Below are 25,480 nucleotides of genomic sequence, written 5' to 3'. Positions count from 1 at the left end.
CAGAGGACGTTCAACCATGACTACTTCAAAATCAACCGGAATAAATAAACTCGATCACTATACTGATTTTTCAGGTCGAAACACCAACGGTTGGGTGTTAGTGCAAAACGCATCCATCAAAGAGGGGCAAAAGGGTAACTATTACTGTGAACTGGTCGCGGTTGGTAAATTTCCCAGATTGGCTCATACAGGAATTTCTTTCGTCTTAGGTAAAAGTTATGAGATGAGCGTTCTGGCTCGAGGAACCTCTGAAACTTATGGGCGTGCGTATCTGGCTATGACTGTCTATGGCGCTGCAGAAGAAGGGAACGAAAACTTTAAAGTAACACCTCATTGGGAGACCTATAAGTTCACGTTTACTATGACGAGTGAGGACGCGGGTGCTGGAGAAATCTGGATCCGTCAAGCACTTGTTGATTTTGGTGATCCAATTGTTGATGTTGATAATATTCATATTCGAGAGCTTTAGCCGTTCTACGTGTTTGTAATTCTTTAACTTGTTTGAGATTAGAGCAGGGAATGGTTTCGCACTATTCTCAGTTCTTTTTCCTTTTGTTGCGACCGGTTCGGCCTGGTGTTTTGTCCTCATTCCCGACCATCGCCCTAGCGCGTCGCGACGATGAACAACCTTGGAAACGGCAGCAGGACCGAGCCATCGTCCAGGGCCGGATAAGCCTGTTCGACGGCCTGGTGGTACTGCTTCAGATAGTCCTCGCGTTGTGCTTCATCCAAGGGTTCGAGAAACGGACGCAGGCCGCTGCCCTTGAACCATTCCACGATTCCCGAGGCACCACCGGCCAGCGGATGGTGGTAGGTGGTGCGCCACACATCGACGCGAGTGCAATGGGGTTTGAGGATCTTGAAATAGGTGGCGGCATCCTCCACCTCGGTCCGAGAATCGGCTGCGCCGGCCAGTTGGCTGGCCCAGGGGCCGCTGGCAGCGATGTCTCGCATCAAGCGATGGGACGGCTGGTGCAGGGTGTCGGGCATCTGGATCGCCAGGCTGCCACCTGGCTTGAGCTTGTCCACCAGCGATGGCAGCAGGGTGGCGTGGTCCGGCAGCCATTGCAGCACGGCGTTGGCGAAGATCACGTCGAAGGGGCCGTTTTCGTTCCAGCGGCCGATGTCGGCCGTGTCGAATGACACGTTGGGCAAGCGCTTGCGGGCGGCTTCGACCATATCGGCGGAACTGTCGAGGCCACGCACCGTTGCGCCGGGAAAATGGTCCACCAACAATTCGGTGGAGTTGCCGGGGCCGCAGCCCAGGTCGATCACCTGGCGCGCCTGCATTTGCGGGATCGCTGCCAGCAGATCGCGGGACGGGCGGGTGCGTTCCTGTTCGAAAGCAACATATTGTTGGGCGGACCAGCTCATTGTGTTCTCCTTGGGCAGACCAAAGCCATGGGGCGGACATTATAAGCCGCATCCGGACGTGGGGCCGGTGACTAATTTTCCACGGCCCGGCCTCGTTATTCTTTTTATACAAACGATCGGAGAAAACCGCAGTGACCCAACTGACCCTGCTGTGCCTGCCATATTCAGGCGCCAGTGCGATGGTTTACAGCCGCTGGCGGCGCAAGGTGCCACAGTGGCTGACGGTGCAACCGGTGGAATTGCCGGGGCGCGGGGCGCGTTTTGCCGAGCCGCTGCACACCGACATGGGGCCATTGGCGAAGCAACTGGCACGGGAGCTGTACCCGACGCTCCGGGCTCCTTACGCCCTGTTCGGCCACAGCCTGGGGGCTTTGCTGGCCTGCGAGCTCGCCCATGCCCTGCGCGAGCTGGGTTGCCCGGAACCGGTGGCGCTGTTTGCCTCGGGCACTGCGGCGCCGACGATGCGCGCCGATTACGATCGCGGCTTCGCCGAGCCGAAAACCGATGCGGAACTGATCGACCAGTTGCGCACCCTCAATGGCACCAGCGAAGAGGTGTTGGCCAACGAAGAACTGATGGCCCTGACCTTGCCCGTGCTGCGGGCGGATTTCCTGCTCTGCGGGCGCTACCAACCCAAGCTCCGATCACCGCTGAACTGCCCCGTGCATGTGCTCGGCGGCGCGGCCGACAAGGCCACCACGGAACAACTGATTGGCTGGAGCAGGGAAACCTGCGGCAGTTTCTCCGTGGACATGCTCGCGGGCGGGCATTTCTTTATCCATGAACACGAAGCCCGGGTGCTGCGGCTGATCAAGGATCAGTTGAGCATGCATCATCGCCGGCATGGCCTGGCGATCAGTGCTTGAGCTGATTTCCAGGCTTGCCGCAAGACAATCCCTTGCGGGGAGCGACCGATTTCAGCCGTGGAATACCAGGAACAACAGCACGATATTCACGACCAGCGACACCAGCGCCAACGTTCGCCAGACCTTCAGCGGTTCTCTCTCCAGCAGGGGCCGGGGCCTTACGCTCAAGCTGCGGCGCTCGCCCTGTTCCAGCAACAGCAACCATTCCTCGGCGGTTTCAAAGCGCTGGCCCGGGTCCGCCGCGACGGCACGTTCGAGGCTTTGGCCAAGCCATTCGGCCAGGTCCGGTCGATAGCGGCTGGCGCTGACCGGCACACCAAAGCGCGGGCGTTGGAAGGCTTCGACTTCACCGTAGGGATAGTGCCCGGTCAGCAGGAAATACAAGGTCACGCCGACCGAGTACAAATCCTGTTGAGCAGTCGGCGCGGCACCGCCGAAGGCTTCCGGGGCAATGTAGCTGGGCGTGCCAGGCAGAACGTTGGCCTGGTCCTCGGACAAGCCTGGGCAATACGCCAGGCCAAAATCCAATAGGCGAAGTTCGCCGTCGTCGCCCAGGTGCAGGTTTTCCGGCTTGATGTCGCGGTGGTAGATCTGCCGTCGATGCAACAGGCCCACCGCCCGCACCAGCCGTTGTGCGAGGTCCTGCCATTGCGCCAGGGGCAGCGTGCCGGTCCGGTCGAACATCTCGGCCAGGGTCATGCCCGAATATTCGCGCATCACGTAGTACAGATGCTGGCGCTGGGGCACGCCATGCACTTCGGGAAATTGCCTGCCGGCGACTCGCTTGAGAAACCATTCTTCCGACAACAAGGCCTGCCCAGCCCGGGAATCGTCCCGCAGCTGTGCAGGCAAGGTTTTCAGCAGCCAGGGTTGGCCCTGGCCGTCGTGGACCCGGTAAAGCAACGATTGCTGGCTCTGGCCGAGCAAACCTTCGATCTGCCAACCCTCGAAGGCTTGGCCGGGTTTCAGCGTCGGCGGCAACGGCCACTGCTGGAGCTGGATCAACGCATCGCCGATGCTGGCTTCGCCCAAGGCATCGACGCGCACCAGCAACGCACTGGCGTTGTCCTGGCTGCCGGCCAGGTGGGCGGCGTTCACCAGTGTCTGGGCCGCGAGTTCGAGGTCTGGCTGGTCACGTAGAATGCCGGCGATGGCGGTGTCGCCGAGTACTGCCCACACGCCGTCACTGAGCAGCACGAAGGTCTCGTCCTCGCGCAGTTCCCCGTCGAGGAAATCCAGGATCAGGTGTTGATCCAGCCCCAGCGCGCGCTTGAGCACATGTTGCATGCCCTGTTGTTCCCAGACGTGATCTTCGCTGATCCGTTGCAGATGATCGGCTTGCCAACGGTAGACCCGGCAATCACCGACATGGGCCAGGGTGAAGCGCCGGCCCCGCAGCACCAGCGCGCTGACGGTGGTGAGCAGCGGTTGCCCGCCACCGTTGGCTTGCAACCAGCGGTTCTGTGCCAGTAACAGCCGGTCCAGCGCCTGGGCCACGCCCCAGGTTTGCGGCGTGGAGTAGTAATCCAAGGCCAGCGCTTGCAAGGTCGAGCGGGCGGCCAATCCGCCATCGGCGCATTGGCTCACGCCGTCGGCGATGGCGAACAGATAACCCTTGCTGGCGGCCAAGGCCGGGGCGGGGGTGACCAGGCGCAGGGCGTCCTGGTTTTCTTCCCGGGGGCCGATGGCGCTGGCCTCGGCGAAGCTCAATTGCAGGCTCATGGTGGGCTGTTATACCCGAGCAGCGGTGACGGCGGCCGAACCCCAAGTGGTTCTCCAGCGACGCTTGACGCCATGCAGGCCGAACCAGGCCAGGACACCGAGGCTGGCGAACAACCACAACGCCAGTTGATAGCTGCCGGTGCTCTGCTTGATCGCACCCATGCCCGCCGCCAGGGCGAAGCCGCCGATGCCGCCGGCCATGCCGATCAAACCAGTCATCACGCCGATTTCGCGACGGAAACGTTGTGGCACCAGTTGGAATACCGCACCGTTGCCTGCACCCAGGCCGAGCATGGTGCACACGAAAAGTGCCAGCGCCGCGTAGGAACTCGGCAGGTTGAAACCCACGGCAGCGATGCAGATAGCCGCCACGGTGTACATGCCCAGCAGGGTGCGGATGCCGCCGAAACGGTCTGCCAAGGCGCCGCCCAGTGGGCGCATCAGGCTGCCACCGAAGACGCAGGCGGCGGTGTAGTAGCCGGCGGTGACCGGGCTCAGGCCGTATTGGTCGTTGAAGTAGCCGGGCAGGGCGCTGGCCAGGCCGATGAAGCCGCCGAAGGTCACGCTGTAGAAAAACATGAACCACCAGCTGTCGCGATCGCCCAGGGCCTTGAGGTAGTCGGCCATGGATTTGGCCTTGGGGCGCTCGGGGGCGTTCTTGGCCATCAAGCTGAAGGCGATCAGGGTCAGGATCAGCGGGATGAGCGCGAAGCCGAACACGTTGGTCCAGCCGAACGACACCGCGAGGATCGGCGCGGCCAGGGCGGCGAACACGGTGCCCGAGTTACCGGCCCCGGCGATGCCCATGGCCTTGCCCTGATGTTGCGGCGGGTACCACTGGGACGCCAATGGCAGCGCCACGGCGAACGAGGCCCCGGCCATGCCCAGGAACAGCCCCAACAGCAGCGCTTGTTCATAACTGTGGATGCCGAGTTTCCAGGCACAGAACAAGGCACCGATCACGATGACTTGGCCGATCATGCCGGCGGTCTTGGGTGACAGGCGGTCGGCCAGCAACCCCATGAACAGGCGCAACACCGCGCCGGCCAGAATGGGCGTCGCCACCATCAAGCCACGTTGTTGGGTGCTCAAATGCAAATCGGCGGAGATTTGCACCGCCATCGGGCCGAGCAGGTACCAGACCATGAAACTCAGGTCGAAATAGAGGAAGGCTGCGAACAGTGTCGGGGTATGGCCGGATTTCCAGAAGCTTGAATTCATCGCGCACCTCAGCTGTAAAAGTCTCGAGAAATGAGTCAGTGCTTTGAGCAGTGCGCCGCCTGTGGTCGCACCACCGGTCCCGCAGGACCAAAACAAAAAAACGCCGCAACCCGGATTGCTGGAGGGCAATGGGGTATGCGACGTCTTTGTCGTAGGTGGGGCAACCGCCGTTGGTTACCTGTGGGGTGGGTTAAGCGAGATCTGTGCCAACCTGATAATTCGGGGCGAGCCCTTCGCGAGCGGGCTCGCTCCCACAGTGGATTTGTGGCGTTCATAAATATGAAGTCCACTCCGGACTTCCTGTGGGAGCGAGCTTGCTCGCGAAGACGGTGGGTCAGTCGATATCGATGTTGAACGTTAGATCGCCATCGCGAGCAAGCTCGCTCCCACAGTTGATTTGTGGTGCGACAAATATGAAGTCTACCCCGGGACTTCCTGTGGGAGCGAGCTTGCTCGCGATGACGGTGGGTCAGTCGATATCGATGTTGAACATTAGATCGCAATCGCGAGCAAGCTCGCTCCCACAGTTGATTTGTGGTGCGACAAATATGAAGTCCAGCCCGGGGCTCCCTGTGGAGCGAGCCTGCTCGCGATGGCGGCAGGCCCTGCGCTACAAGGCTTTCAGCCCAGCAGCTCATTCATGGCAATGATCTGCTCCGCCACCTGGATCAGCTTCTGCTGGCGGCTCATGGCCTGGCGGCGCATCAGGGTGTAGGCCTGTTCCTCGTTGCACTCCTTCATCTTCATGAGCATGCCCTTGGCCAGTTCGATGCGCTTGCGTTCGGCCAGTTGCTGGTCCCGGGCCAGGAGTTGGGCGCGCAGGGCCTGGTCGCTTTCGAAGCGGGCCATGGCGACGTCGAGGATCGGTTGCAGGCGCGCGGCATGGATGCCTTCGACGATGTAGGCGCTGACGCCCGACTTGATCGCCTGGCGCATTACATCCGGGTCGTGCTCGTCGGTGAACATGACGATCGGTCGCGGCTGGTCACGACTGACCAGCACCACTTGCTCCATCACATCGCGTCCGGGTGACTCGGTATCGATCAGGATCACGTCCGGACGCACTGTTTCGACGCGCGCCGGCAGGTCGATGGTCAGGCCGGATTCGTCGATCACTTCGAAACCGGCTTCAATCAGGGCGGCTTTCAGGCGACCGACTTTTTTCGCGGTGTCGTTGATCAGCAGGATACGCAGCATGGTCGTGGCTCCTGTCAGCGGCTGGCGAGAAGGGGAGCCGCATCGCTCAAGGCGTGCAGTTTGAAGCTGCGGGCGTACCCGGCCGGATCAGTGCCGTCCCAGGTGGTGCCGTCGATCAGTTGGCTGCTGCGCATGTCCTGGCCTGGGGAGATTACGCCCAGCGCCGCGGCGGCTTCACGGTACAACTTGAGCTGCTGGACCTGGCGCGCGACGGCCAGGTAGTCCGGGTCTTCACGCAGCAGGCCCCAGCGACGGAACTGGGTCATGAACCACATGCCATCGGATAAGTATGGCAGGTTCACCTCGCCGCCTCCGTGGAAGCGCATGGCATGGGGGTCCTGCCAACTGTTGCCCAAGCCGTCGGCATAGATGCCCAGCAGGCGCGGCTCGATGCAGTCCAGCGGCGCGTCGAGGTATTCGGGTGCGCTCAACAGTTGTGCGGTGCTGCGACGGTTTTCAGTGCTTTGCTCGATGAAGCGGCTGGCTTCCAGGATCGCCATTACCAGCGCCCGGGCGGTATTGGGGTATTGCTCGACGAACGCGCGGGTGCAGCCGAGGACCTTTTCCGGGTGGTCGGGCCAGATGGTCTGGGTGGTCGCCAGGGTAAAACCAAGGTTTTGCTTTACCGCACTGGCGCACCAGGGCTCGCCCACGCAAAAACCGTCGATGCGCCCGGCTTGCAGGTGGGTGACCATCTGCGGCGGCGGCACCACGACGCTGTCGACATCCGATAGCGGATGGATGCCCTGGGCCGCGAGCCAGTAATAGAGCCACATGGCATGGGTGCCGGTGGGGAAGGTCTGGGCGAAGGTCAGTTTCGGGCGAGTTTGGTGCACGTGCCGTTCCAGTGCTTCAGGACTGGTCACGCCTTGGGCCTGGAGGCCGTGGGAGAGGTTGATGCTCTGGCCGTTCTGGTTCAACCCCATCAGCACGGCCATGTCCGTCGGTGCGACGCCGCCAATGCCCAGATGCACTGCGTAGATCAAGCCATAGAGGCTGTGGGCGGCATCGATTTCACCGCTGACCAGCTTGTCCCGCAGGTTGGCCCAGGATGCCTGGCGCTTGAGATTCAGGGTCAGGCCGTAGGGTTGGGCGAAGCCTTGGGTGGCGGCCACCACCACCGGGGCGCAGTCGCTCAAGGCCATGAAGCCGAGGTTGATCGCGCTCTTTTCTGGGGCATCGCTGCCATTGACCCAGGCCAGGGGCGTGGCTGGAACTTCATTCATCGATATCACCTTCCACATGAAAAGGCGCCGTGTCCTGGCCAGGAGAGGCCGGACGCCGACGCCGTTGTCCTTTGAAACAGTGCGGCACTCATTCCGTCGTTGGCATGGGGCGCTGATGGCCAAAAAGGTGCAAGGCATATGCCAGCGCTGTGGTTTTGTGCGAGCGCCTCGCTTGCGACACCGTTGCGCGGCTATAATCGCCGCCTCATTTCGTCGCCCGAGTCAAAGCCGCCCATGTACACCCTGGCCCGTGAACTGCTGTTCAAATTCTCCCCGGAAACCTCCCATGACCTGTCCCTGGACTTGATCGGCGCGGGCGGGCGCTTGGGCCTTAACGGTCTGCTGTGCAAGGCCCCGGCGAAACTGCCGGTGACGGTCATGGGGCTGGAGTTTCCCAACCCGGTCGGGCTGGCGGCGGGTCTGGACAAGAATGGCGCGGCCATCGACGGCTTCGCGCAATTGGGTTTCGGCTTCGTGGAAATCGGCACCGTGACGCCGCGGCCGCAGCCGGGCAACCCCAAGCCACGACTGTTCCGTCTGCCCCAGGCCGAGGCGATCATCAATCGCATGGGCTTCAACAACCTGGGCGTCGATCACCTGCTGGCCCGTGTCGCGGCGGCCAGGTACAAGGGTGTGCTGGGCATCAACATCGGCAAGAACTTCGACACCCCGGTGGAGCGTGCCGTCGACGATTACCTGATCTGCCTGGACAAGGTCTACGCCCACGCCAGCTATATCACCGTGAACGTCAGTTCCCCGAACACCCCGGGGCTGCGCAGCCTGCAGTTCGGTGATTCGCTCAAGCAACTGCTGGCCGACCTGGCCCGGCGCCGTGCGGAGCTGGCGGTCACCCATGGCCGACATGTGCCGCTGGCGATCAAGATTGCCCCGGACATGAGCGACGAGGAAACCGTCCAGGTAGCCCAGGCGCTGATCGAGACTGGCATGGACGCGGTGATCGCCACCAACACCACGCTGGGCCGTGAAGGTGTCGAAGGGTTGGAGCATGGCGACGAGGCGGGCGGCTTGTCTGGCGCGCCGGTGCGCGACAAGAGTACCCATACCGTGAAAGTCCTCGCGGGGGAGCTGGCGGGACGCTTGCCGATCATCGCGGCGGGCGGGATTACCGAAGGCCGCCACGCCGCCGAGAAGATCACCGCCGGGGCGAGCCTGGTGCAGGTTTATTCGGGGTTCATCTACAAGGGGCCAGCGTTGATTCGCGAGTCGGTGGATGCGATTGCGGCGTTGGGGTGATTCCTAAGGTTGGTGAGGTCCATTTGTGGCGAGGGGATAAATCCCCTCGCCACAGCAGTGTTTGCAGCTCAAGTCCAAGAAACCCGGGCATTAAAAAGGGCTCCTTGAAGGAGCCCCCTGGGCCGCAGCCCGCCGTCCGGATGGGACGTGCGTGGTTAAATCGGTTTGGATGTCAGATTGTCGAGTTCTTGAGTAATAGGCCCTGTGTCAGCCGACGGCGTGAAGTTCGTTGAGTCTGTGGATACCCGCAGTGCCGGTCATACCGTCCCAGTTGTCGCCGCGTCCTTCCCGCCAGCCATTGATCCAGGCTTGACGTACCGACGGTAGAGTAAAGGGGCAAAGCTCACGGGATTTACCACCAACGCCATATTGGTAACCGCGTAAAAAAGCTCTTTCCAACGGATCACGCTTAAGTCTTCTCATAGGGTGTTGCCCTCACTTGTTGACTGTTGCTTAGCGTCGACCTCTATCGAGGCCGGGGCAGAATCATTCTGCCGTTGGTGGCTCGTTGCCGGCGTGACGAGCCAAGGTGTTGACGCCGTTGCGACGTCAACCTGTGGTGAGTTCTAACCAAAGCGTCACACGGATGGAATGATCGTTTTGTCATAAGCACGTAACAATAAAGATGTTAGTGCGATAAGTAACACGATGTTCGACGCCCGCTTTTGAGCAAGACCCCTGTATGATCAGCCCTGCGCTGAAAGGCGGTCGCCGGAAACGAATGAGAATGTCCCCCTGTTGCACTCGGGTACTAATCGACGAAAGGGACAACTTTTCACAATTTGTTGCACAGAATTTTTTATCTGTCCTCGCATCTAAGCTCTTTGAACCTGAGCGGCGAGGACGGAGCGGCACACTTTCGTGCCACGCGGGTGCTCTTGAGAAAAGCACCTGATTGAACCCGGCCCGGCAATGCGTTGCCCGTCCCACTTAGCCAAAGGCTCTGGAAATCCCATGTCTGACCGTTTTGAACTCTTCCTCACTTGCCCCAAGGGCCTCGAAGGCCTGCTTCTTGAGGAAGCCGTCGGGCTTGGCCTTGAAGAGGCGCGCGAGCACACCTCGGCCGTGCGCGGCAACGCTGACATGGAGACGGCCTATCGGCTCTGCCTCTGGTCCCGCCTGGCCAACCGCGTGTTGCTGGTGCTCAAGCGCTTCCCGATGAAGGATGCCGAAGACCTTTACCACGGTGTGCTGGATGTCGACTGGCAAGACCACATGCTCGCCGACGGCACCCTGGCGGTGGAGTTCAGCGGCCACGGCTCGGGCATCGACAACACCCATTTCGGCGCCTTGAAGGTCAAGGACGCCATTGTCGACAAACTGCGTACCCCGTCGGGCGAGCGCCCGTCCATCGACAAGCTCAACCCGGACCTGCGCATCCACCTGCGCCTGGACCGCGGCGAAGCGATCCTCTCCCTGGACCTTTCCGGCCACAGCCTGCACCAGCGCGGTTATCGCCTGCAGCAAGGCGCCGCGCCGCTGAAGGAAAACCTCGCCGCCGCGATCCTGATCCGCGCCGGTTGGCCGCGCATTGCCGCCGAAGGCGGGGCGCTGGCCGACCCGATGTGCGGCGTCGGCACGTTCCTGGTGGAAGCCGGCATGATCGCCGCCGACATGGCGCCGAACCTGCGTCGCCAGCAATGGGGCTTTACCGCCTGGCTCGGCCATGTGCCGGCGTTGTGGAAGAAGCTTCATGAAGAAGCCTCTGAACGCGCCGCTGCCGGGCTGGCCAAGCCGCCGTTGTGGATTCGCGGCTACGAGGCCGATCCACGGCTGATCCAGCCGGGTCGCAACAACGTCGAGCGCGCGGGCCTGAGCGAGTGGATCAAGATCTACCAGGGCGAAGTCGCCACCTTCGAGCCGCGCCCGGACCAGAACCAGAAAGGCCTGGTGATCTGCAACCCGCCGTATGGCGAGCGCCTGGGCGATGAAGCCAGCCTGCTTTATCTCTATCAGAACCTCGGCGAACGCCTGCGCCAGGCCTGCCTGAACTGGGAGGCCGCGGTGTTCACCGGCGCGCCGGACCTGGGCAAGCGCATGGGCATTCGCAGCCACAAGCAGTATTCGTTCTGGAACGGCGCCTTGCCCTGCAAGCTGCTGTTGATCAAGGTGCTGCCGGATCAGTTCGTCACCGGCGAGCGCCGCACCCCGGAACAGCGCCAGGCCGAGCGTGAGCAATCCGCCTACGACCAGACCCCGGATGTCCCGCAGGAGCGTCAGTACAACAAGAACGGCAACCCGATCAAGCCAGCGCCGGCACCGGCCCCCGTGGTCGAGCAGGCGCGCCTGAGCGAAGGCGGGCAGATGTTCGCCAATCGCCTGCAGAAAAACCTCAAGCTGCTGAGCAAGTGGGCCAAGCGTGAAGGCGTGGACTGCTATCGCGTCTACGATGCCGACATGCCGGAATACTCGATGGCCATCGACCTGTACCACGATTGGGTTCACGTGCAGGAGTACGTCGCGCCGAAGTCCATCGATCCGGAAAAGGCCTCGGCCCGCTTGTTCGATGCGCTGGCGGCGATCCCCCAGGCCTTGAACGTCGACAAGAGCCGCGTCATCATCAAGCGCCGCGAGCGCCAGAGCGGCACCAAGCAGTACGAGCGCCAGAGTGCCCAAGGCAAGTTCACCGAAGTCAACGAAGGCGGCGTGAAGCTGCTCGTCAACCTCACGGATTACCTCGACACCGGGCTGTTTCTCGATCACCGGCCCATGCGTCTGCGAATCCAGAAAGAAGCGGCCGGCAAGCGCTTCCTCAACCTGTTCTGCTACACCGCGACCGCCAGCGTCCACGCTGCCAAGGGCGGTGCCCGCAGCACTACCAGCGTCGATTTGTCGAAAACCTACCTGGATTGGGCGCGGCGCAACCTGTCGCTCAATGGCTTTTCCGACAAGAACCGCCTGGAGCAGGGTGACGTGATGGCGTGGCTGGAAGCCAGCCGTGACGAATACGAGCTGATCTTCATCGATCCGCCGACCTTCTCCAACTCCAAGCGCATGGAAGGCGTGTTCGACGTGCAGCGCGATCACGTCCAGTTGCTGGACCTGGCCATGGCGCGCCTGGCGCCGGGCGGCGTGTTGTATTTCTCCAACAACTTCCGCAAGTTCCAACTCGAAGAGAACTTGGCCGAGCGTTACGCGGTGGAGGAAATCACCGCGAAGACCATCGATCCGGATTTCGCCCGAAACAGCAAGATTCACCGCGCATGGAAAATCACGGCACGCTGATCTCGTTGATTGGATCCACCCAAGCCTTGAAATTCAAGGCTTCCGGGTGTTTTTGGGGCTGGCTAAAATAGTGGCAAATAGCTATAACTTAGCTGTGATCGGGGCGGTTCAAAATGCCTGGTCCTTTTCTGAGTTATGGGTATGGCATTACATCCGGTGCGTCCCAGGATCCTGGGTTTTATCAGCGAAGATGTTTCAGCGTGGCTGGTGGCTTCACTGGTCCTGGTGGCGGGGGGCTTGCTGACCGGCTTGTTGGCCTGGGGCACGTTGAATCTGTTCAATCAGCAACTGCGCCAACGTTTCGCGCTGCAAGTCGACGAGCGCTACAGCCGCATCGAAGAGCGCTTCCAGGACCAGGTCCAACGCCTCGACAGCCTGAGGCGTTTCTTCGCCAACTCCGATGGGGTTTCCAACACCGAATTCCATGGCTACACCGAAGCCATGCTGCGCCATACCCGGGCCTTCGCCTGGGCGCCCCGGGTGCTTCGGGACGAGCGGCAGGCATTCGAGCACCAGGCGCGCGCCGAAGTCTCCGGTACGTTTACCATTCGTGAGCCGGACGAGGCGGGCCTGCTGCGCGAGGCCCCCGAGCGGGACGAATACGTACCGGTGCTGTACGTCCAGGGCCAGCCCTCCTATGGCGCACCGCTGGGCCTGGATCTGCTTTACCAACCCACCCGCCGCGCCACGCTGGAACGGGCCCGCGAACGTAACGCCATGACAGTGTCCAAGCCCCTGGACCTGGTCGGCGTCGATCCGATCTTTTCCAGGGGAATCATGCTGGCCGCGCCAGTGGTGCGGCATTCCGGAAGTGAACTGTTGGGTTTCGTCGTGGCTGCGGTCAGCATGCGCCAACTGATGTCTGATGGCCTGCCGGATTCCGGTCATGACAACTTGTCGATGCGGGTGCTGGACCTGTCCAGCGACGATCATCAAGAAATGCTGTACGAAAGCCCTGACCGCCCGGGCAAAAGCGAGTTGTCGGCGACCCGGCTGTTGCGCCTGGCCGATCGTGACTTCCGGGTTGAGCTGCGACCCAGCCACTTGTTCCTGTCGAGCAATCATTCCAGCGTGATGAGCCTGACGGTGCTGGGCGGGTTACTCAGCCTGATGCTCAGTGTCTTGTTCTACACGCTGGTCAGCCAGCGGCAACGGGCCCTGGCGCTGGTGGAGCAACGGACCCAGGAACTGCGGGCCCGGGAAACGGAATTGCGCGGGACCCATGGCCAGTTGAGGGGCGTGCTCGACGCCGCGACACAGGTTGCGATCATTGCCACGGATTTGCGCGGTGTCATCACCACTTTCAATGCCGGTGCCGAGCAGATGCTCGGTTATCAGAGCTGCGATGTCTTGCAGAGCATGACCCTGGAAAGCCTCCATGTCCCGCGCGAGCTGCAGGAGCGGGCAGCCCAGCTCGCCGCTCGCTTTGGCAAACCGATCCCCACCTGCCACGCCATGTTGCTGGAAGGCGGCGAGCAGGGTGGCCAGCAGGCGCGGGAGTGGACGCTCGTACGCCGCGACGGCAGCTATCTGACGGTGAACATGCTGGCGACTCCGGTGCTGGACGACCAGGGGCTTTGGGTCGGGCACCTGGCGATCTGCATCGACGTCACCGAGCGCAAGCGCGTCCACGAAGCATTGGCCGCCAGGGATCTGTTGTTGAAGAAACTCAGCGCCCATGTTCCCGGCGGCATCTATCAGTTCAAGATGGATTTCAACGGCAGCTTCAGTGTGATCTACGCCAGCGATGGCATCCGCGATATCTACGAACTGGAGCCGGACGTGCTGGTGCGGCACGCCGAAGCGATTTTTTCCCGCATTCATCCCTTGGACAGTGCGCGGGTTCGCGCGTCGATCCGCACCTCGGCCGATACCCTGAGCCCATGGCGCGAAGAGTATCGGGTGCAGTTGCCACTGCGGGGCCTGCGTTGGGTCCGCGGCGAGGCAACGCCCGAGCAACTGCCGGGCGGCGGGGTGCTGTGGCACGGTTATATTTCGGATATTTCCGATCTCAAGCGTGTGGAAGAAGAGCTGCGGGCTCTGTCCGTGACCGACACCCTGACCGGGATTCGCAACCGGCGTTATTTCCAGGAGCGGCTGACCTCGGAGTTGGCCCGGGTCGAGCGCGGCTCCGGGGAAATGGCAGTCATCATGCTCGACATTGATCATTTCAAACGCATCAACGATCAATATGGGCACGCGATGGGCGACCGAGTCTTGCAAGCGGTCTGCGAGCGCATCACCCAGCGACTGCGACGCACCGATGTGTTCTGCCGGCTGGGCGGGGAAGAGTTCGTGGTGTTGTGCCCGGACACCGACGGTGAAAGCGCCTACGCGCTGGCCGTGGGATTGTGGGACGGCCTGCGCGGGGCGCCGATCGAGGAGGTGGGGGTCATCACTGCGAGTTTTGGCGTCGCCAGCCTCCGTCCCGGCGAAGGCGCCGATGCGCTGCTGCTACGAGCTGACTCGGGGGTCTATGCGGCCAAGCAGGCCGGGCGCGATCGGGTCGAGGCGCCGTTGGGATAGTGCCTTTTACGCTAACCACTGTGGGAGCGAGCTTGCTCGCGAAAGCGGTATTTCATTCAGCATCGATGTGTGCTGACCTACCGAATCGCGAGCAAGCTCGCTCCCACACTTGATCTCTGTCGTCCCGGCTCAGAGCACCGAAGCCGCCTGCGGGAGCTTCGGCTGGCGATACAGGTCAAGCAATACCTGGTCCAGCACCGAAGAGGCACCCCATGGCTTCGGATCGTTGAGGATCGCCACGACCGCCCAGGTGTTGCCATTGATGTCGCGGCTGAAGCCGGCGATGGCGCGGACGGTGTTCAGCGTGCCGGTCTTGATGTGGGCTTCGCCGGCCATGGCGGTGGTCTTGAGGCGCTTGCGCATGGTGCCGTCGGTGCCGGCGATGGGCATCGAGCTGACGAACTCCGCCGCATAGGGGCTGTGCCATGCCGCTTGCAGCATCGCCGCCATTTCCCGGGCACTGACCCGTTCAGCGCGGGACAGGCCCGAGCCGTTTTCCATCACCAGGTGCGGCGCGGTAATGCCTTTCTTGGCCAGCCACTGGCGTACGACCCGCTGTGCAGCCTTGGCGTCGTCGCCGTCGGCCTCGTTGCGAAACTGCGCACCGAGGCTGAGGAACAGTTGCTGGGCCATGGTGTTGTTACTGTATTTGTTGATGTCGCGGATGATCTCCGCCAGGTCTGGCGAGAAGGCCCGGGCGAGCAACTTGGCGTTGCCCGGGGTCGCGGCCAGGCGATCGTTGCCCTGGATGCTGCCGCCCAGTTCTTTCCAGATCGCCCGCACGGCACCAGCGGTATAGGTGGCGTGATCGAGCAATGACAGGTAGGTCTGGGAGCTGCATCCATCGCCGAGTTGGCCACTGACGGTGACGGTCATGCTGCCATCGGCGTTCGCCACCGGGTTGTAGCGAACGCCGCCGGCGCACTGCTTGCCATTGGCGGCCTTGACCACGTTTTCGATGCGGATGCTGGCAATCGGCGGCTCGACCGATACCAGCACCCGGCCGCCGTCGTTGCGGGCGACGAAGCGCAGGGCCTTGAGGTTGACCAGCAGCGAGTCGGGCTTGACCAGGAAGGGTTTGTTCTCGTCGTTGCCGTCGTCGTTGAACTCGGGCAATTGTGGCTGGATGAAAAAACTCCGATCCAGCACCAGGTCGCCGGTCACCTGCTGCACGCCGTTGGCCCGCAGGTCGCGCATCAACAGCCAGAGTTTTTCCATGTTCAGCTTGGGATCGCCGCCACCCTTGAGGTACAGGTTGCCGTTGAGGATCCCGCCGCTGAGGGTCCCGTCGGTGTAGAACTCGGTTTTCCACTGGTGGTTCGGCCCGAGCATCTCCAAAGCAGCGTAGGTCGTGACCAATTTCATGGTGGACGCCGGGTTCACGGAGACATCGGCGTTGTACAGCGTCGGGGTGCCAGGGCCATCGAGCGGCACCATGACCAGGGACAGGGCGTTGTCTTGCAGCTTGCTGTTCTTGAGGGCCTTTTGCACATTCGGCGACAGGGCGGTGTTGATGGTGGCGGCGTGGGTGGTGACAGGAAGGGCCAGGGGAAGAAGAAGGCTGGCCAGGAGCAATGGACGCAAAGATTTGATCATGTGAAGTAAAACCCTGCAGGCGAGGGGGAAAAAGACGAGGACATGAAAATGAACGCCCTCAACGGTCATGAAAGTTCGGCATTATGCCCCAAGGCGCAACGGCTTGTGCCGTGCCCAAGCCCGTCGAAGCGGTATTTTTTTACCGGCGGTAGCGCGACATGCCCGATGAGTCGGGCAATCGACGCACCAAACTGGTAAAGTGCCGGCCGTTATTACTTATGAGGATTGTTCCAATGGCGACTAACCGTTCCCAGCGTCTGCGCAAAAAGCTGTGCGTGGATGAATTTCAAGAGCTGGGTTTCGAACTGAACCTGGATTTCAAAGAAGATCTGGCCGATGAGGCTATTGACGCTTTCCTCGACGCTTTCCTGAAAGAAGCCATGGAAGCCAACGGCCTGGGTTATGTCGGCGGTGACGACTACGGCCTGGTTTGCCTGCAGAAGCGTGGCTCGGTGACCGAAGAGCAGCGCGCTGCCGTTGAAGCCTGGCTCAAGGCCCGTCCTGAGCTGACCAGCGTTGAAGTCAGCCCGTTGCTGGACGTGTGGTACCCGGAAAAGCCGATCAACCCGAAGGCTTGATGGTGTAAAAAAAACCGGCGACCTTTACAGGTGCCGGTTTTTTTGTGCCTGCCATTTGTGCGGCGCTTGCCAGGCCGCCTTCGCGAGCAAGCCCGCTCCCACAGAGGTGATATGAACGACACATATCCACTGTGGGAGCGGGCTTGCCCGCGAAGCTTTTAAGTTTCAGGCGTTGCGCCAGTTCAGGATCAGCAACGTCAACACCCCCGCCACAATCCCCCAGAACGCCGAACCGATGGAAAACAGCGTCAGCCCCGACGCCGTGACCATGAAAGTGACCAGCGCCGCCTCCCGTTCCTTCACTTCGCTCATGGCGATGCTCAGCCCATTGATGATCGACCCGAACAGCGCCAGGGCCGCGATGGACAGCACCAGTTCCTTGGGCAATGCCGCGAACAGTGCGGCCAGCGTTGCGCCGAACACTCCGGCAATCCCATAGAAAATCCCGCACCACACGGCGGCCGTGTAGCGCTTGTTGCGATCTTCATGGGCGTGCGGCCCGGTGCAGATCGCTGCGCTGATCGCCGCCAGGTTGATCCCGTGGGAGCCGAACGGCGCCAGCAGCAGCGAGGCGACGCCGGTGCTGGTGATCAACGGCGACGCCGGTACGTTGTAGCCATCGGCGCGTAGCACGGCAATGCCAGGCATGTTCTGCGAGGTCATTGCCACGACGAACAGCGGGATGCCGATGCTGATGGTGGCCGCCAGGGAAAAGTGCGGCGTGGTCCAGACCGGTGTCGCGACTTCCAGGGCGAAACCGCTGAAATCCAAAAGTCCCAACAGGCCCGACAGCGCGGTGCCGACCAGCAGCGCCGCCAGCACCGCGTAACGCGGCGAGAGGCGCTTGACGATCAGGTAGGTGAAGAACATGCCCAGCACCAGGCCGGTGCGGTGCTGGGTGGCGACAAAGATTTCGCTGCCGATCTTGAACAGGATGCCCGCCAGCAACGCCGCCGCCAGCGAGGCCGGAATGCGCTTGACCAGGCGCTCGAAACTGCCGGTCAGGCCGCAGATTGTCACCAACGCCGCGCACGTTATATAGGCACCGATGGCCTCGCCATAACTCACGCCGCCCAGGCTGGTGATCAGCAACGCCGCGCCGGGAGTCGACCAGGCAATGGTAATCGGGGTGCGATAGCGCAGCGAAAGGCCGATGGAGCACACGGCCATGCCGATGGAAATCGCCCAGATCCACGAGGAAATCTGCCCGCTGGTCAGGCCCGCCGCTTGCCCAGCCTGGAACATCAGCACCAGGGAACTGGTGTAGCCCGTCATCATGGCGATGAAGCCGGCGACGATGGCCGAGGGCGATGTATCGGCCAAGGGACGAAGTGGCGCGGTCGTGACTTCGGTCATGGTGGGCGGTGTTCCTTGTTGTAGATTGGCTGGCCTTGATGGGCCACGGGTTTCGTGGTTTAAGCCTAAACTCAACACCGTGGTCGATTGCAATACAGCCATGTCCGCAAAGAGCCGTACAGTCGTGTTGCCATCAGAGGTTGTGTACAATCGCCGTGTTTTTTACGCGATACTTGCCAGCGACCCGCTGTGCCGTATTACAGTCACGGTTAAATCGCCGCAGTTCTCCCGACTCGAGTGCCCATGAACGAACAGTTGCAGCCCCTCAAGAAACAACCGCGAGCAGGCAAAGCCGGCCGCAGCGGAACCCAGGACGATATTGTCTATGCGCACATTTTCGAGGCCATCCTCGAGCAGCGCCTGGCGCCCGGTACCAAATTGAGCGAAGAGGCACTTGGGGAGATTTTCGGGGTGAGCCGCACCATCATTCGCCGTGCGCTGTCACGCCTGGCCCATGAAGGCGTGGTGCTGTTGCGGCCCAATCGCGGCGCGGTCGTCGCCAGCCCGAGTGTCGAAGAGGCACGCCAGGTGTTCTTCGCCCGGCGCATGGTGGAGAAGGCGATCACGGAACTGGCGGTCCAGCACGCCACCGCCGAGCAGCTTGCCGAGCTGCGGCAGATGGTCAGCGACGAGCGCGACAGTTTCTCCCGCGGCGATCGTGGCGCCGGCATCCGCTTGTCGGGCGAGTTCCACTTGAAGCTGGCCGAGGCGGCGAAGAATGCCCCGCTGATCAGCTTCCAGCGCAGCCTGGTATCCCAGACTTCATTGATCATCGCCCAGTATGAAAGCGGCAATCGATCCCACTGTTCCTATGACGAACACACCCAACTGATCGACGCCATCGAGGCCCGCGACGCCAAGCTGGCGGTGGACCTGATGATGCACCACATGGACCACATCGACAGCAAACTCAACCTCGACGAGGAAAGCGCGTCGGATGACTTGCACGCGGTGTTCTCGCATCTGTTGCAGAGCAAGAAGCCGGGGCGTACGCCTGCCAAGCTCTGAGGGTTGAATCAGTCATACCGCCAATCGCGAGCAAGCTCGCTCCCACAGGGTTAGTGTGAACAACACATATCCCCTGTGGGAGCGAGCTTGCTTGCGATGGCGATCCAACATGCGCTGAAGTTTTATCGCTGGTGAACCAACCTCCCAGCCGCATAAGTCTGCGCGACCGTCCGGTCATCCCCCAGCGTCATCAACACGAACAACCGCTCGGCAATGTCCTTGGCCTGCTTGAGGCGATAGCTCAACAGCGGCGTCGCGTTGTAGTCCAGCACCAGGAAATCCGCATCGGTTCCTGGCTGCAACGTCCCGATCTTTTCCTCCAGGCGCAAGGCCCGGGCGCCGCCGAGGGTGGCCAGGTACAGCGACTTGAACGGACTCAGCCGCGCGCCTTGCAACTGCATGACCTTGTAGGCTTCGTTCAAGGTGTGCAGCAGCGAAAAACTGGTGCCACCGCCCACGTCCGTGCCCAACCCTACGTTCACCTTGTGCTTCTCCGCCATCGGCAGGTTGAACAGCCCGCTGCCCAGGAACAGGTTCGAGGTCGGGCAGAAGGCAATGGCCGAACCGGTCTGCGCCAGGCGCGCGCACTCGTCGTCGCACAGGTGCACGCCGTGGGCGAACACCGAGCGTTCGCCGAGCAGTTGGTAGTGGTCGTAGACGTCCAGATAACCCTTGCGCTCCGGGAACAGCTCCTTGACCCATTGCACTTCCTGCAGGTTTTCACTGATGTGGGTCTGCATGTACAGGTCCGGGTATTCGCTGAGCAATTGGCCGGCCAGGCTCAGTTGTTCCGGGGTGCTGGTCGGTGCGAAGCGCGGGGTCACGGCGTAGTGCAGGCGGCCCTTGCCGTGCCAGCGCTCGATCAGCGCCTTGCTCTCGGTGTAGCTGGATTCGGCGGTGTCGACCAGATAGTCGGGGGCGTTGCGATCCATCATCACTTTGCCGGCGATCATCCGCAGGTCGAGTTTCTCGGCCACTTCAAAAAACGCGTTCACCGATTGCGGGTGCACGCTGCCGAACACCAGGGCGCTGGTGGTGCCGTTGCGCAGCAGTTCCTTGATGAAAATATCCGCCACTGTCTCGGCATGGGCCTTGTCGGCGAATTGGCTTTCGCAGGGGAAGGTGTAGGTGTTGAGCCAATCCAGCAGTTGCTCTCCATACGCGCCGACCATGCCGGTTTGCGGCAGATGGATGTGGGTGTCGATGAAGCCCGGGGTGATCAGCGCGTCCTGGTAATGCGTGATCTCGATGTCCGCCGCCAGGGTCGGCAGCAGGTCGCTGGCGTGGCCGATGGCACTGATCTGGCCGTTTTCCACCACCAGCAGGCCGTCTTCGAAATACTCATGGGACGCCTCGATGCCCACCTCGGCCGGGTCGGCGAGACTGTGGAGCAGGGCGGCGCGGTAGGCTTTGCGTGTCAGGGGCATGGTTTGTCTCGTTAAAAAAGATTAACGCTGGCTGCGGCGCGAAACCGGCAGCAACTTGGCAATCGGTTCGGCGCGTGAGGTGTGCTGGCCGAAATCCGCGTTATAGGTGGCGATGATTTCGCCAGCGATGGAGATGGCGATTTCCACAGGCAACTTGCCTTTGACTTCGCCGATGCCCATCGGGCAACGCATGCGTTGCAGGGTGCCGCTGTCGAAGCCGCGATCCCGCAGGCGGTGTTCGAACTTGACCCGCTTGGTCTTCGAGCCGATCAGGCCGAAGTAGGCAAAGTCGTTGCGCTTGAGGATCGCGGCGCTCAGTTCCAGGTCGATCTGGTGATTGTGGGTCATGACGATGCAGTAGCTGCCGGGGGGCAACTCGTCGACTTCATCCAGCGGGTCTTCGGTGACGATTTTGCGCACGCCTTGGGGCAGGTGTTCGGGAAACTCGGCTTCCCGCGAGTCGATCCAGCGCACCCGGCACGGCAGGCTCGCCAGCAACGGCACCAGGGCGCGGCCGACGTGGCCGGCGCCGAACACGGCGATCTGCGCCTGGACCTGGCCCATGGGTTCGAACAACAGCACGGTCACGCCGCCGCAGCATTGGCCCAGGCTGGCGCCGAGGCTGAAGCGCTCCAGATGGGTGTTCTGCTGGCCGTTGACGAGCATCCGCCGAGCGATCTCCATGGCCTTGTATTCCAAGTGTCCGCCACCAATGGTGTCGAACGCCTGGCTGGCGCTGATGACCATCTTCGAACCGGCGTTGCGCGGGGTGGAGCCGAGCTCCTCGATGATTGTCACCAGCACGCAGGATTCACCGCGGGTCTGCAGGTCGGCGAGGGCGCTGATCCAGTTGTACATATTCACCTCGACATCTCTCTTATCTGTCCGGCCGCTTTCGCGAGCAAGCTCGCTCCCACATTGGATTGCGGTCCCCTGTGGGAGCGAGCTTGCTCGCGATAGCAGCGCCGCGGTCTAAAGCGAAGCCAACTCGGTTTCAGCTTCCCCTACCTGCACCACCCTCAACCCGCGCATCTGCTCACACCCCCACAACACCCGCTCCGGCGTCGCCGGCGCGTCGATCTTCGGTTGATGCTGGTAATCCCCGAGGCTCGCCACGGCGTCCTTGATGGCGCACCACGCGGCGATGCCGAGCATGAACGGCGGCTCGCCGACGGCCTTGGAGTGGAATACCGTGTCTTCGGGGTTCTTGCGGTTTTCCACCAACTTGACCCGCAAATCCAAAGGCATGTCAGCGACGGCGGGGATCTTGTAGCTGGCCGGGCCGTTGGTCATCAGCTTGCCCTTGTCGTTCCACACCAGCTCTTCCATGGTCAGCCAGCCCATGCCCTGGATGAAACCGCCCTCGACCTGGCCGATGTCGATGGCCGGGTTCAGCGAGGCGCCGACGTCGTGGAGGATGTCGGTGCGCAGCATCTTGTACTCGCCGGTGAGGGTGTCGACGATCACTTCGGCACACGCCGCGCCGTAGGCGTAGTAATAGAACGGCCGACCACGGGCCTGGCTGCGGTCGTAGTAGATTTTCGGGGTCTTGTAGAAGCCGGTGCTCGACAGCGAGACCTGGGCGAAATACGCCTGTTGCACCAGCGCCTCGAAGGTCAGGATGTGATCGCGCACCCGCACGTGGCCGTTGTGGAATTCCACGTCTTCTTCACTGACCTTGTACTGCCGCGCGGCGAATTCCACCATGCGCCGCTTGATGGTTTCGGCGGCATTCTGCGCAGCCTTGCCGTTCAGGTCGGCACCGCTCGAGGCCGCGGTCGGCGAGGTGTTCGGCACCTTGTCGGTGTTGGTCGCGGTGATCTGCACACGGTCCATTTCCACCTGGAACACCTCGGCCACTACCTGTGCGACCTTGGTGTTCAAGCCCTGGCCCATTTCCGTGCCGCCATGGTTGAGGTGGATGCTGCCGTCGGTGTACACGTGGATCAACGCGCCGGCCTGGTTGAGGAAGCTGGCGGTGAACGAAATGCCGAACTTCACCGGCGTCAGCGCCAGGCCTTTCTTCAGGATCGGGCTGTTGGCGTTGTAGCGGCGGATCGCTTCGCGGCGCTCGGCGTATTGGCTGCTTTGTTCAAGCTCGGCGGTCATCTCTTCGAGCATGTTGTGCTCGACGGTCTGGTAGTAATGCGTGACGTTGCGCTCGGTCTTGCCGTAATAGTTGGCCTTGCGCACCGCCAGCGGATCGAGCCCCAGGTGGCGGGCGATGGCGTCCATCACTTCTTCGATGGCGACCATGCCTTGGGGGCCGCCGAAACCCCGGTAGGCGGTGTTTGACGCGGTGTTGGTCTTGCAGCGATGGCCGTTGATGGTCGCGTCGCCCAGGTAGTAGGCGTTGTCGGCATGGAACATCGCCCGGTCGACGATCGAGGCCGACAGGTCCGGCGAGCAGCCACAGTTGCCGGCCAATTCAAGAGCGATGCCATGCAGGCGCCCGGTGCTGTCGAAGCCGACGTCATATTCGATGTAGAAGGGGTGGCGCTTGCCGGTCATCAGCATGTCTTCGACCCGGGGCAGGCGCATCTTGGTGGGCTGGCCGGTGAGGTGCGCGATGACCGCGCACAGGCACGCCGGGCTGGCGGCCTGGGTTTCCTTGCCGCCAAAGCCGCCGCCCATGCGGCGCATGTCGACCACGACCTTATTCATCGACACACCGAGCACTTCGGCCACCAGCTTCTGCACTTCGGTGGGGTTCTGGGTCGAGCAGTAGACGATCATGCCGCCGTCTTCAGTCGGCATCACCGAAGAAATCTGGGTTTCCAGGTAAAAGTGCTCCTGGCCGCCGATGTGCAGCGAGCCCTGGATGCGATGCTCGGCACTCGCCAATGCGGTGGTTGAATCACCGCGCTGGTGGGTGTGGCTGTCGAGCACGAAGTGCCGCTTGCGCAGCGCCTCGACCACGTCCAGCACCGGTTCGAGGTCTTCGTATTCGATGATCGCGGCCATGGCCGCCTTGCGTGCGGTCTCAAGGTCCTTGGCCGCGACGGCCAGCACCGGTTGGCCGACGAACTGCACGTCATCGATCGCCAGCAGCGGGTCGCCGGGCAGCAACGGGCCGATGTCCTTCAGGCCGGGAATGTCCTGGTGGGTAATGGCGATGCGCACGCCTTCGAAGGCGTAGCAGGGCGCGGTGTCGATGCGCAGGATTCGCGCGTGGGCGCGGTCCGACAGCCGCGCATAGACGTGCAACTGGTTCGGGAATTCCAGGCGGTCATCGATGTACTGCGCCTCGCCAGACACGTGCTTGGCAGCGCTGTCGTGCTTGACGCTGCGGCCCACGCCGGTCGTCAGGTCGCGGGCGAACAGCTCCGCGAGTTCAGCTTGGCTCTTCTCTACGGCGTGATGATTAGACATAAGCGGTCACCCGAGTCTCGATGTGCGGGGTTTGCAGTTCGATGAAGTATTTGCGCAGCAGGTTGCGGGCGCTGAGCAGGCGGTATTCCTTGCTGGCGCGGAAGTCCGAGAGCGGCGTGAAGTCCTCTGCCAGGGCGAGACAGGCGCGTTCGACGGTGCTGTTTTTCCATGGCGCACCGATCAAGACGGCTTCGCAATGCTTGGCGCGCTTGGGTGTGGCGGCCATGCCGCCGAAGGCGACGCGAGCGTCCTGGACTACACCGTTTTCGATGCGCAGATTGAATGCCCCACAGACGGCGGAAATGTCATCGTCCAGCCGTTTGGAAACCTTGTAGGCGCGGAACGCCTGCTCGGCGCTGGCCCGGGGCACGATGATTTTTTCGATGAATTCGCTTTCCTGCCGGGCGGTGACCCGGTAATCGAGAAAATAGTCTTCCAGGGCCAGGGAGCGACGGACCTGGCCTTTGCACAGGATAATCTGCGCGCCGAGGGCGATCAGCAGGGGCGGCGAGTCGCCAATCGGCGAGGCGTTGCCGATGTTACCGCCCAGGGTGCCCTGGTTGCGGATCTGCAACGAGGCGAAGCGCTGGAGCAATTCGCCGAAATCCGGGTATTCGGCTTGCAAGGCTTCGTAGCAATCGGAAAGCGGGGTGGCGGCGCCGATTTCCAGGCGATCGTCGAAACGCTCGATGCGCTTGAGTTCGGCGACGTTGCCGACGTAGATCATCACCGGCAGGGTGCGATGAAATTGCGTGACTTCCAGGGCCAGGTCGGTGCCGCCGGCCAGCAGCCGCGCTTGCGGATAGGCGTCGTAGAGATCGGCCAGGTCCGCCACGGTCAGCGGCACCAGGCAGCGCTTGTCGCCGCTGTTGAGTTCGCCGGTTTCGGTCGGCGCGATGGCTTTCAGGCGGGCAATGGTCTCGGCCTCACGGGCGTCGAACTGATCTGGCTGCTTGCCGCAACAGGCCTGCTCGGCGGCCGCCAGGATCGGCCGGTAGCCTGTGCAGCGGCACAGGTTGCCGGCCAGGGCTTCGTGGGCCTTGTGAGCGTCGGCTTGCTCGCTGTTCTTCTGCAGGGCGAACAGCGACATGACGAAGCCCGGCGTGCAGAAACCGCATTGCGAACCATGGCAATCGACCATCGCCTGCTGGACGCTGTGCAGTTGGCCGTTGTGCTTGAGGTCTTCGACGCTGATCAGTTGCTTGCCGTGCAGGGACGAGACGAATGTCAGGCATGAATTGAGGCTGCGATAGCGAACGCATTCGCGGCCATTCGCATCCGTGTCCAATTCGGCCACCACCACCGTGCACGCACCGCAGTCGCCGCTGGCGCAGCCTTCCTTGGTGCCGGGTTTACCAACGTGTTCGCGCAGATAGTCGAGCACGGTCAGGTTCGGGTCCAGGGCATGCTCGCTACGGAGTTCCTGGTTGAGTAAAAACTGGATCACGGAAGGCCTCGCAGATTCATTATTGTTGTATCGACGTGGGCTGAATTTAGCAGTTCTGACTTTTCGGTCAATGATTTTCTGACTT

At 62.0% G+C, this 25,480-nt stretch carries 19 protein-coding genes; 7 read left to right on the top strand and 12 right to left on the bottom strand.

Annotation, left to right across the window (positions count from 1 at the left end):
* Positions 1–16: 16 nt before the first annotated feature.
* Positions 17–469 carry a carbohydrate binding domain-containing protein gene (locus Q7C33_RS25920; RefSeq protein WP_217861531.1) on the top strand — a complete coding sequence of 151 codons (453 nt, stop codon included), beginning with the start codon at positions 17–19 and terminating at the stop codon, positions 467–469.
* A gap of 134 nt (positions 470–603) precedes the next feature.
* On the opposite strand, the gene tam is transcribed toward Q7C33_RS25920, so the two are convergent.
* A complete protein-coding gene (tam, locus tag Q7C33_RS25915; RefSeq protein WP_407684359.1) occupies positions 604–1,374 on the bottom strand; it encodes a trans-aconitate 2-methyltransferase in 771 nt (256 codons plus the stop codon).
* A gap of 131 nt (positions 1,375–1,505) precedes the next feature.
* Here tam and Q7C33_RS25910 point away from each other — a divergent pair, with 131 nt between their 5' ends.
* Positions 1,506–2,240, top strand: a complete 735-nt coding sequence (locus tag Q7C33_RS25910) for a thioesterase II family protein (RefSeq protein ID WP_198797597.1) — start codon at positions 1,506–1,508, stop codon at positions 2,238–2,240.
* Positions 2,241–2,291: 51 nt separating this feature from the next.
* Here Q7C33_RS25910 and Q7C33_RS25905 read toward each other — a convergent pair whose 3' ends face one another.
* From Q7C33_RS25905 to Q7C33_RS25890, 4 genes are all read right to left on the bottom strand, one after another.
* The gene (locus tag Q7C33_RS25905) at positions 2,292–3,962 is read right to left on the bottom strand and encodes a protein kinase domain-containing protein (RefSeq protein ID WP_407684358.1); all 1,671 of its coding nucleotides are present in this window, start codon (positions 3,960–3,962) and stop codon (positions 2,292–2,294) included.
* 9 nt (positions 3,963–3,971) lie between these two features.
* Positions 3,972–5,183, bottom strand: coding sequence for a nitrate/nitrite transporter (locus Q7C33_RS25900; protein ID WP_181286957.1), 1,212 nt, complete (start codon positions 5,181–5,183; stop codon positions 3,972–3,974).
* 621 nt (positions 5,184–5,804) lie between these two features.
* Positions 5,805–6,380, bottom strand: coding sequence for an ANTAR domain-containing response regulator (locus Q7C33_RS25895; protein ID WP_025212689.1), 576 nt, complete (start codon positions 6,378–6,380; stop codon positions 5,805–5,807).
* A gap of 14 nt (positions 6,381–6,394) precedes the next feature.
* Entirely contained in the window at positions 6,395–7,606 is a 1,212-nt protein-coding gene (locus Q7C33_RS25890) for a CmpA/NrtA family ABC transporter substrate-binding protein (protein ID WP_407684357.1), read from the bottom strand.
* 234 nt (positions 7,607–7,840) lie between these two features.
* On the opposite strand from Q7C33_RS25890, the gene Q7C33_RS25885 reads away from it, so the two are divergent.
* Positions 7,841–8,860: a quinone-dependent dihydroorotate dehydrogenase gene (locus Q7C33_RS25885; RefSeq protein ID WP_030140869.1), complete on the top strand. Its 1,020-nt coding sequence runs from the start codon at positions 7,841–7,843 to the stop codon at positions 8,858–8,860.
* A gap of 207 nt (positions 8,861–9,067) precedes the next feature.
* On the opposite strand, the gene rmf is transcribed toward Q7C33_RS25885, so the two are convergent.
* Complete coding sequence (gene rmf, locus Q7C33_RS25880; protein ID WP_003223300.1) at positions 9,068–9,283, bottom strand: ribosome modulation factor; 216 nt, start codon at positions 9,281–9,283, stop codon at positions 9,068–9,070.
* 531 nt (positions 9,284–9,814) lie between these two features.
* Between rmf and rlmKL the strand changes: the two genes are divergently transcribed.
* Both rlmKL and Q7C33_RS25870 read left to right on the top strand, forming a co-directional pair.
* Positions 9,815–12,085, top strand: a complete 2,271-nt coding sequence (gene rlmKL, locus Q7C33_RS25875; RefSeq protein ID WP_323155686.1) for a bifunctional 23S rRNA (guanine(2069)-N(7))-methyltransferase RlmK/23S rRNA (guanine(2445)-N(2))-methyltransferase RlmL — start codon at positions 9,815–9,817, stop codon at positions 12,083–12,085.
* Between the two features lie 141 nt (positions 12,086–12,226).
* On the top strand, positions 12,227–14,611 hold the full coding sequence (locus Q7C33_RS25870) for a sensor domain-containing diguanylate cyclase (protein WP_323155687.1): 2,385 nt from the start codon (positions 12,227–12,229) through the stop codon (positions 14,609–14,611).
* A 129-nt stretch (positions 14,612–14,740) separates the two neighbouring features.
* On the opposite strand, the gene dacB is transcribed toward Q7C33_RS25870, so the two are convergent.
* Positions 14,741–16,207, bottom strand: coding sequence for a D-alanyl-D-alanine carboxypeptidase/D-alanyl-D-alanine endopeptidase (dacB, locus tag Q7C33_RS25865; protein ID WP_334597200.1), 1,467 nt, complete (start codon positions 16,205–16,207; stop codon positions 14,741–14,743).
* 233 nt (positions 16,208–16,440) lie between these two features.
* Here dacB and Q7C33_RS25860 point away from each other — a divergent pair, with 233 nt between their 5' ends.
* Positions 16,441–16,785 (top strand): YggL family protein, encoded by a 345-nt coding sequence (locus tag Q7C33_RS25860; RefSeq protein WP_039589030.1) that lies wholly within the window; start codon positions 16,441–16,443, stop codon positions 16,783–16,785.
* A 165-nt stretch (positions 16,786–16,950) separates the two neighbouring features.
* Here Q7C33_RS25860 and Q7C33_RS25855 read toward each other — a convergent pair whose 3' ends face one another.
* The gene (locus Q7C33_RS25855) at positions 16,951–18,141 is read right to left on the bottom strand and encodes a benzoate/H(+) symporter BenE family transporter (RefSeq protein ID WP_198797590.1); all 1,191 of its coding nucleotides are present in this window, start codon (positions 18,139–18,141) and stop codon (positions 16,951–16,953) included.
* A gap of 243 nt (positions 18,142–18,384) precedes the next feature.
* On the opposite strand from Q7C33_RS25855, the gene Q7C33_RS25850 reads away from it, so the two are divergent.
* Positions 18,385–19,149: a GntR family transcriptional regulator gene (locus Q7C33_RS25850; protein WP_030140875.1), complete on the top strand. Its 765-nt coding sequence runs from the start codon at positions 18,385–18,387 to the stop codon at positions 19,147–19,149.
* A 122-nt stretch (positions 19,150–19,271) separates the two neighbouring features.
* Here the strand turns inward: Q7C33_RS25850 and guaD are convergent, their stop codons facing one another.
* From guaD to xdhA, 4 genes are all read right to left on the bottom strand, one after another.
* Positions 19,272–20,576 (bottom strand): guanine deaminase, encoded by a 1,305-nt coding sequence (gene guaD, locus Q7C33_RS25845; protein ID WP_407684356.1) that lies wholly within the window; start codon positions 20,574–20,576, stop codon positions 19,272–19,274.
* Positions 20,577–20,597: 21 nt separating this feature from the next.
* On the bottom strand, positions 20,598–21,434 hold the full coding sequence (gene xdhC / locus Q7C33_RS25840) for a xanthine dehydrogenase accessory protein XdhC (RefSeq protein WP_407684355.1): 837 nt from the start codon (positions 21,432–21,434) through the stop codon (positions 20,598–20,600).
* Positions 21,435–21,548: 114 nt separating this feature from the next.
* The gene (xdhB, locus tag Q7C33_RS25835; RefSeq protein ID WP_407684354.1) at positions 21,549–23,948 is read right to left on the bottom strand and encodes a xanthine dehydrogenase molybdopterin binding subunit; all 2,400 of its coding nucleotides are present in this window, start codon (positions 23,946–23,948) and stop codon (positions 21,549–21,551) included.
* Complete coding sequence (gene xdhA / locus Q7C33_RS25830) at positions 23,941–25,395, bottom strand: xanthine dehydrogenase small subunit (RefSeq protein WP_407684353.1); 1,455 nt, start codon at positions 25,393–25,395, stop codon at positions 23,941–23,943. Before xdhA ends, xdhB begins: the two co-directional genes overlap by 8 nt.
* Positions 25,396–25,480 lie beyond the last annotated feature (85 nt).

The sequence above is a fragment of the Pseudomonas sp. BP11-1-1 genome, from assembly GCF_052112105.1.
Lineage (GTDB): Bacteria > Pseudomonadota > Gammaproteobacteria > Pseudomonadales > Pseudomonadaceae > Aquipseudomonas > Aquipseudomonas alvandae.
Note: the sequence above shows the minus strand (reverse complement) of the source record. Positions and strands in the feature narration are given on the sequence as shown.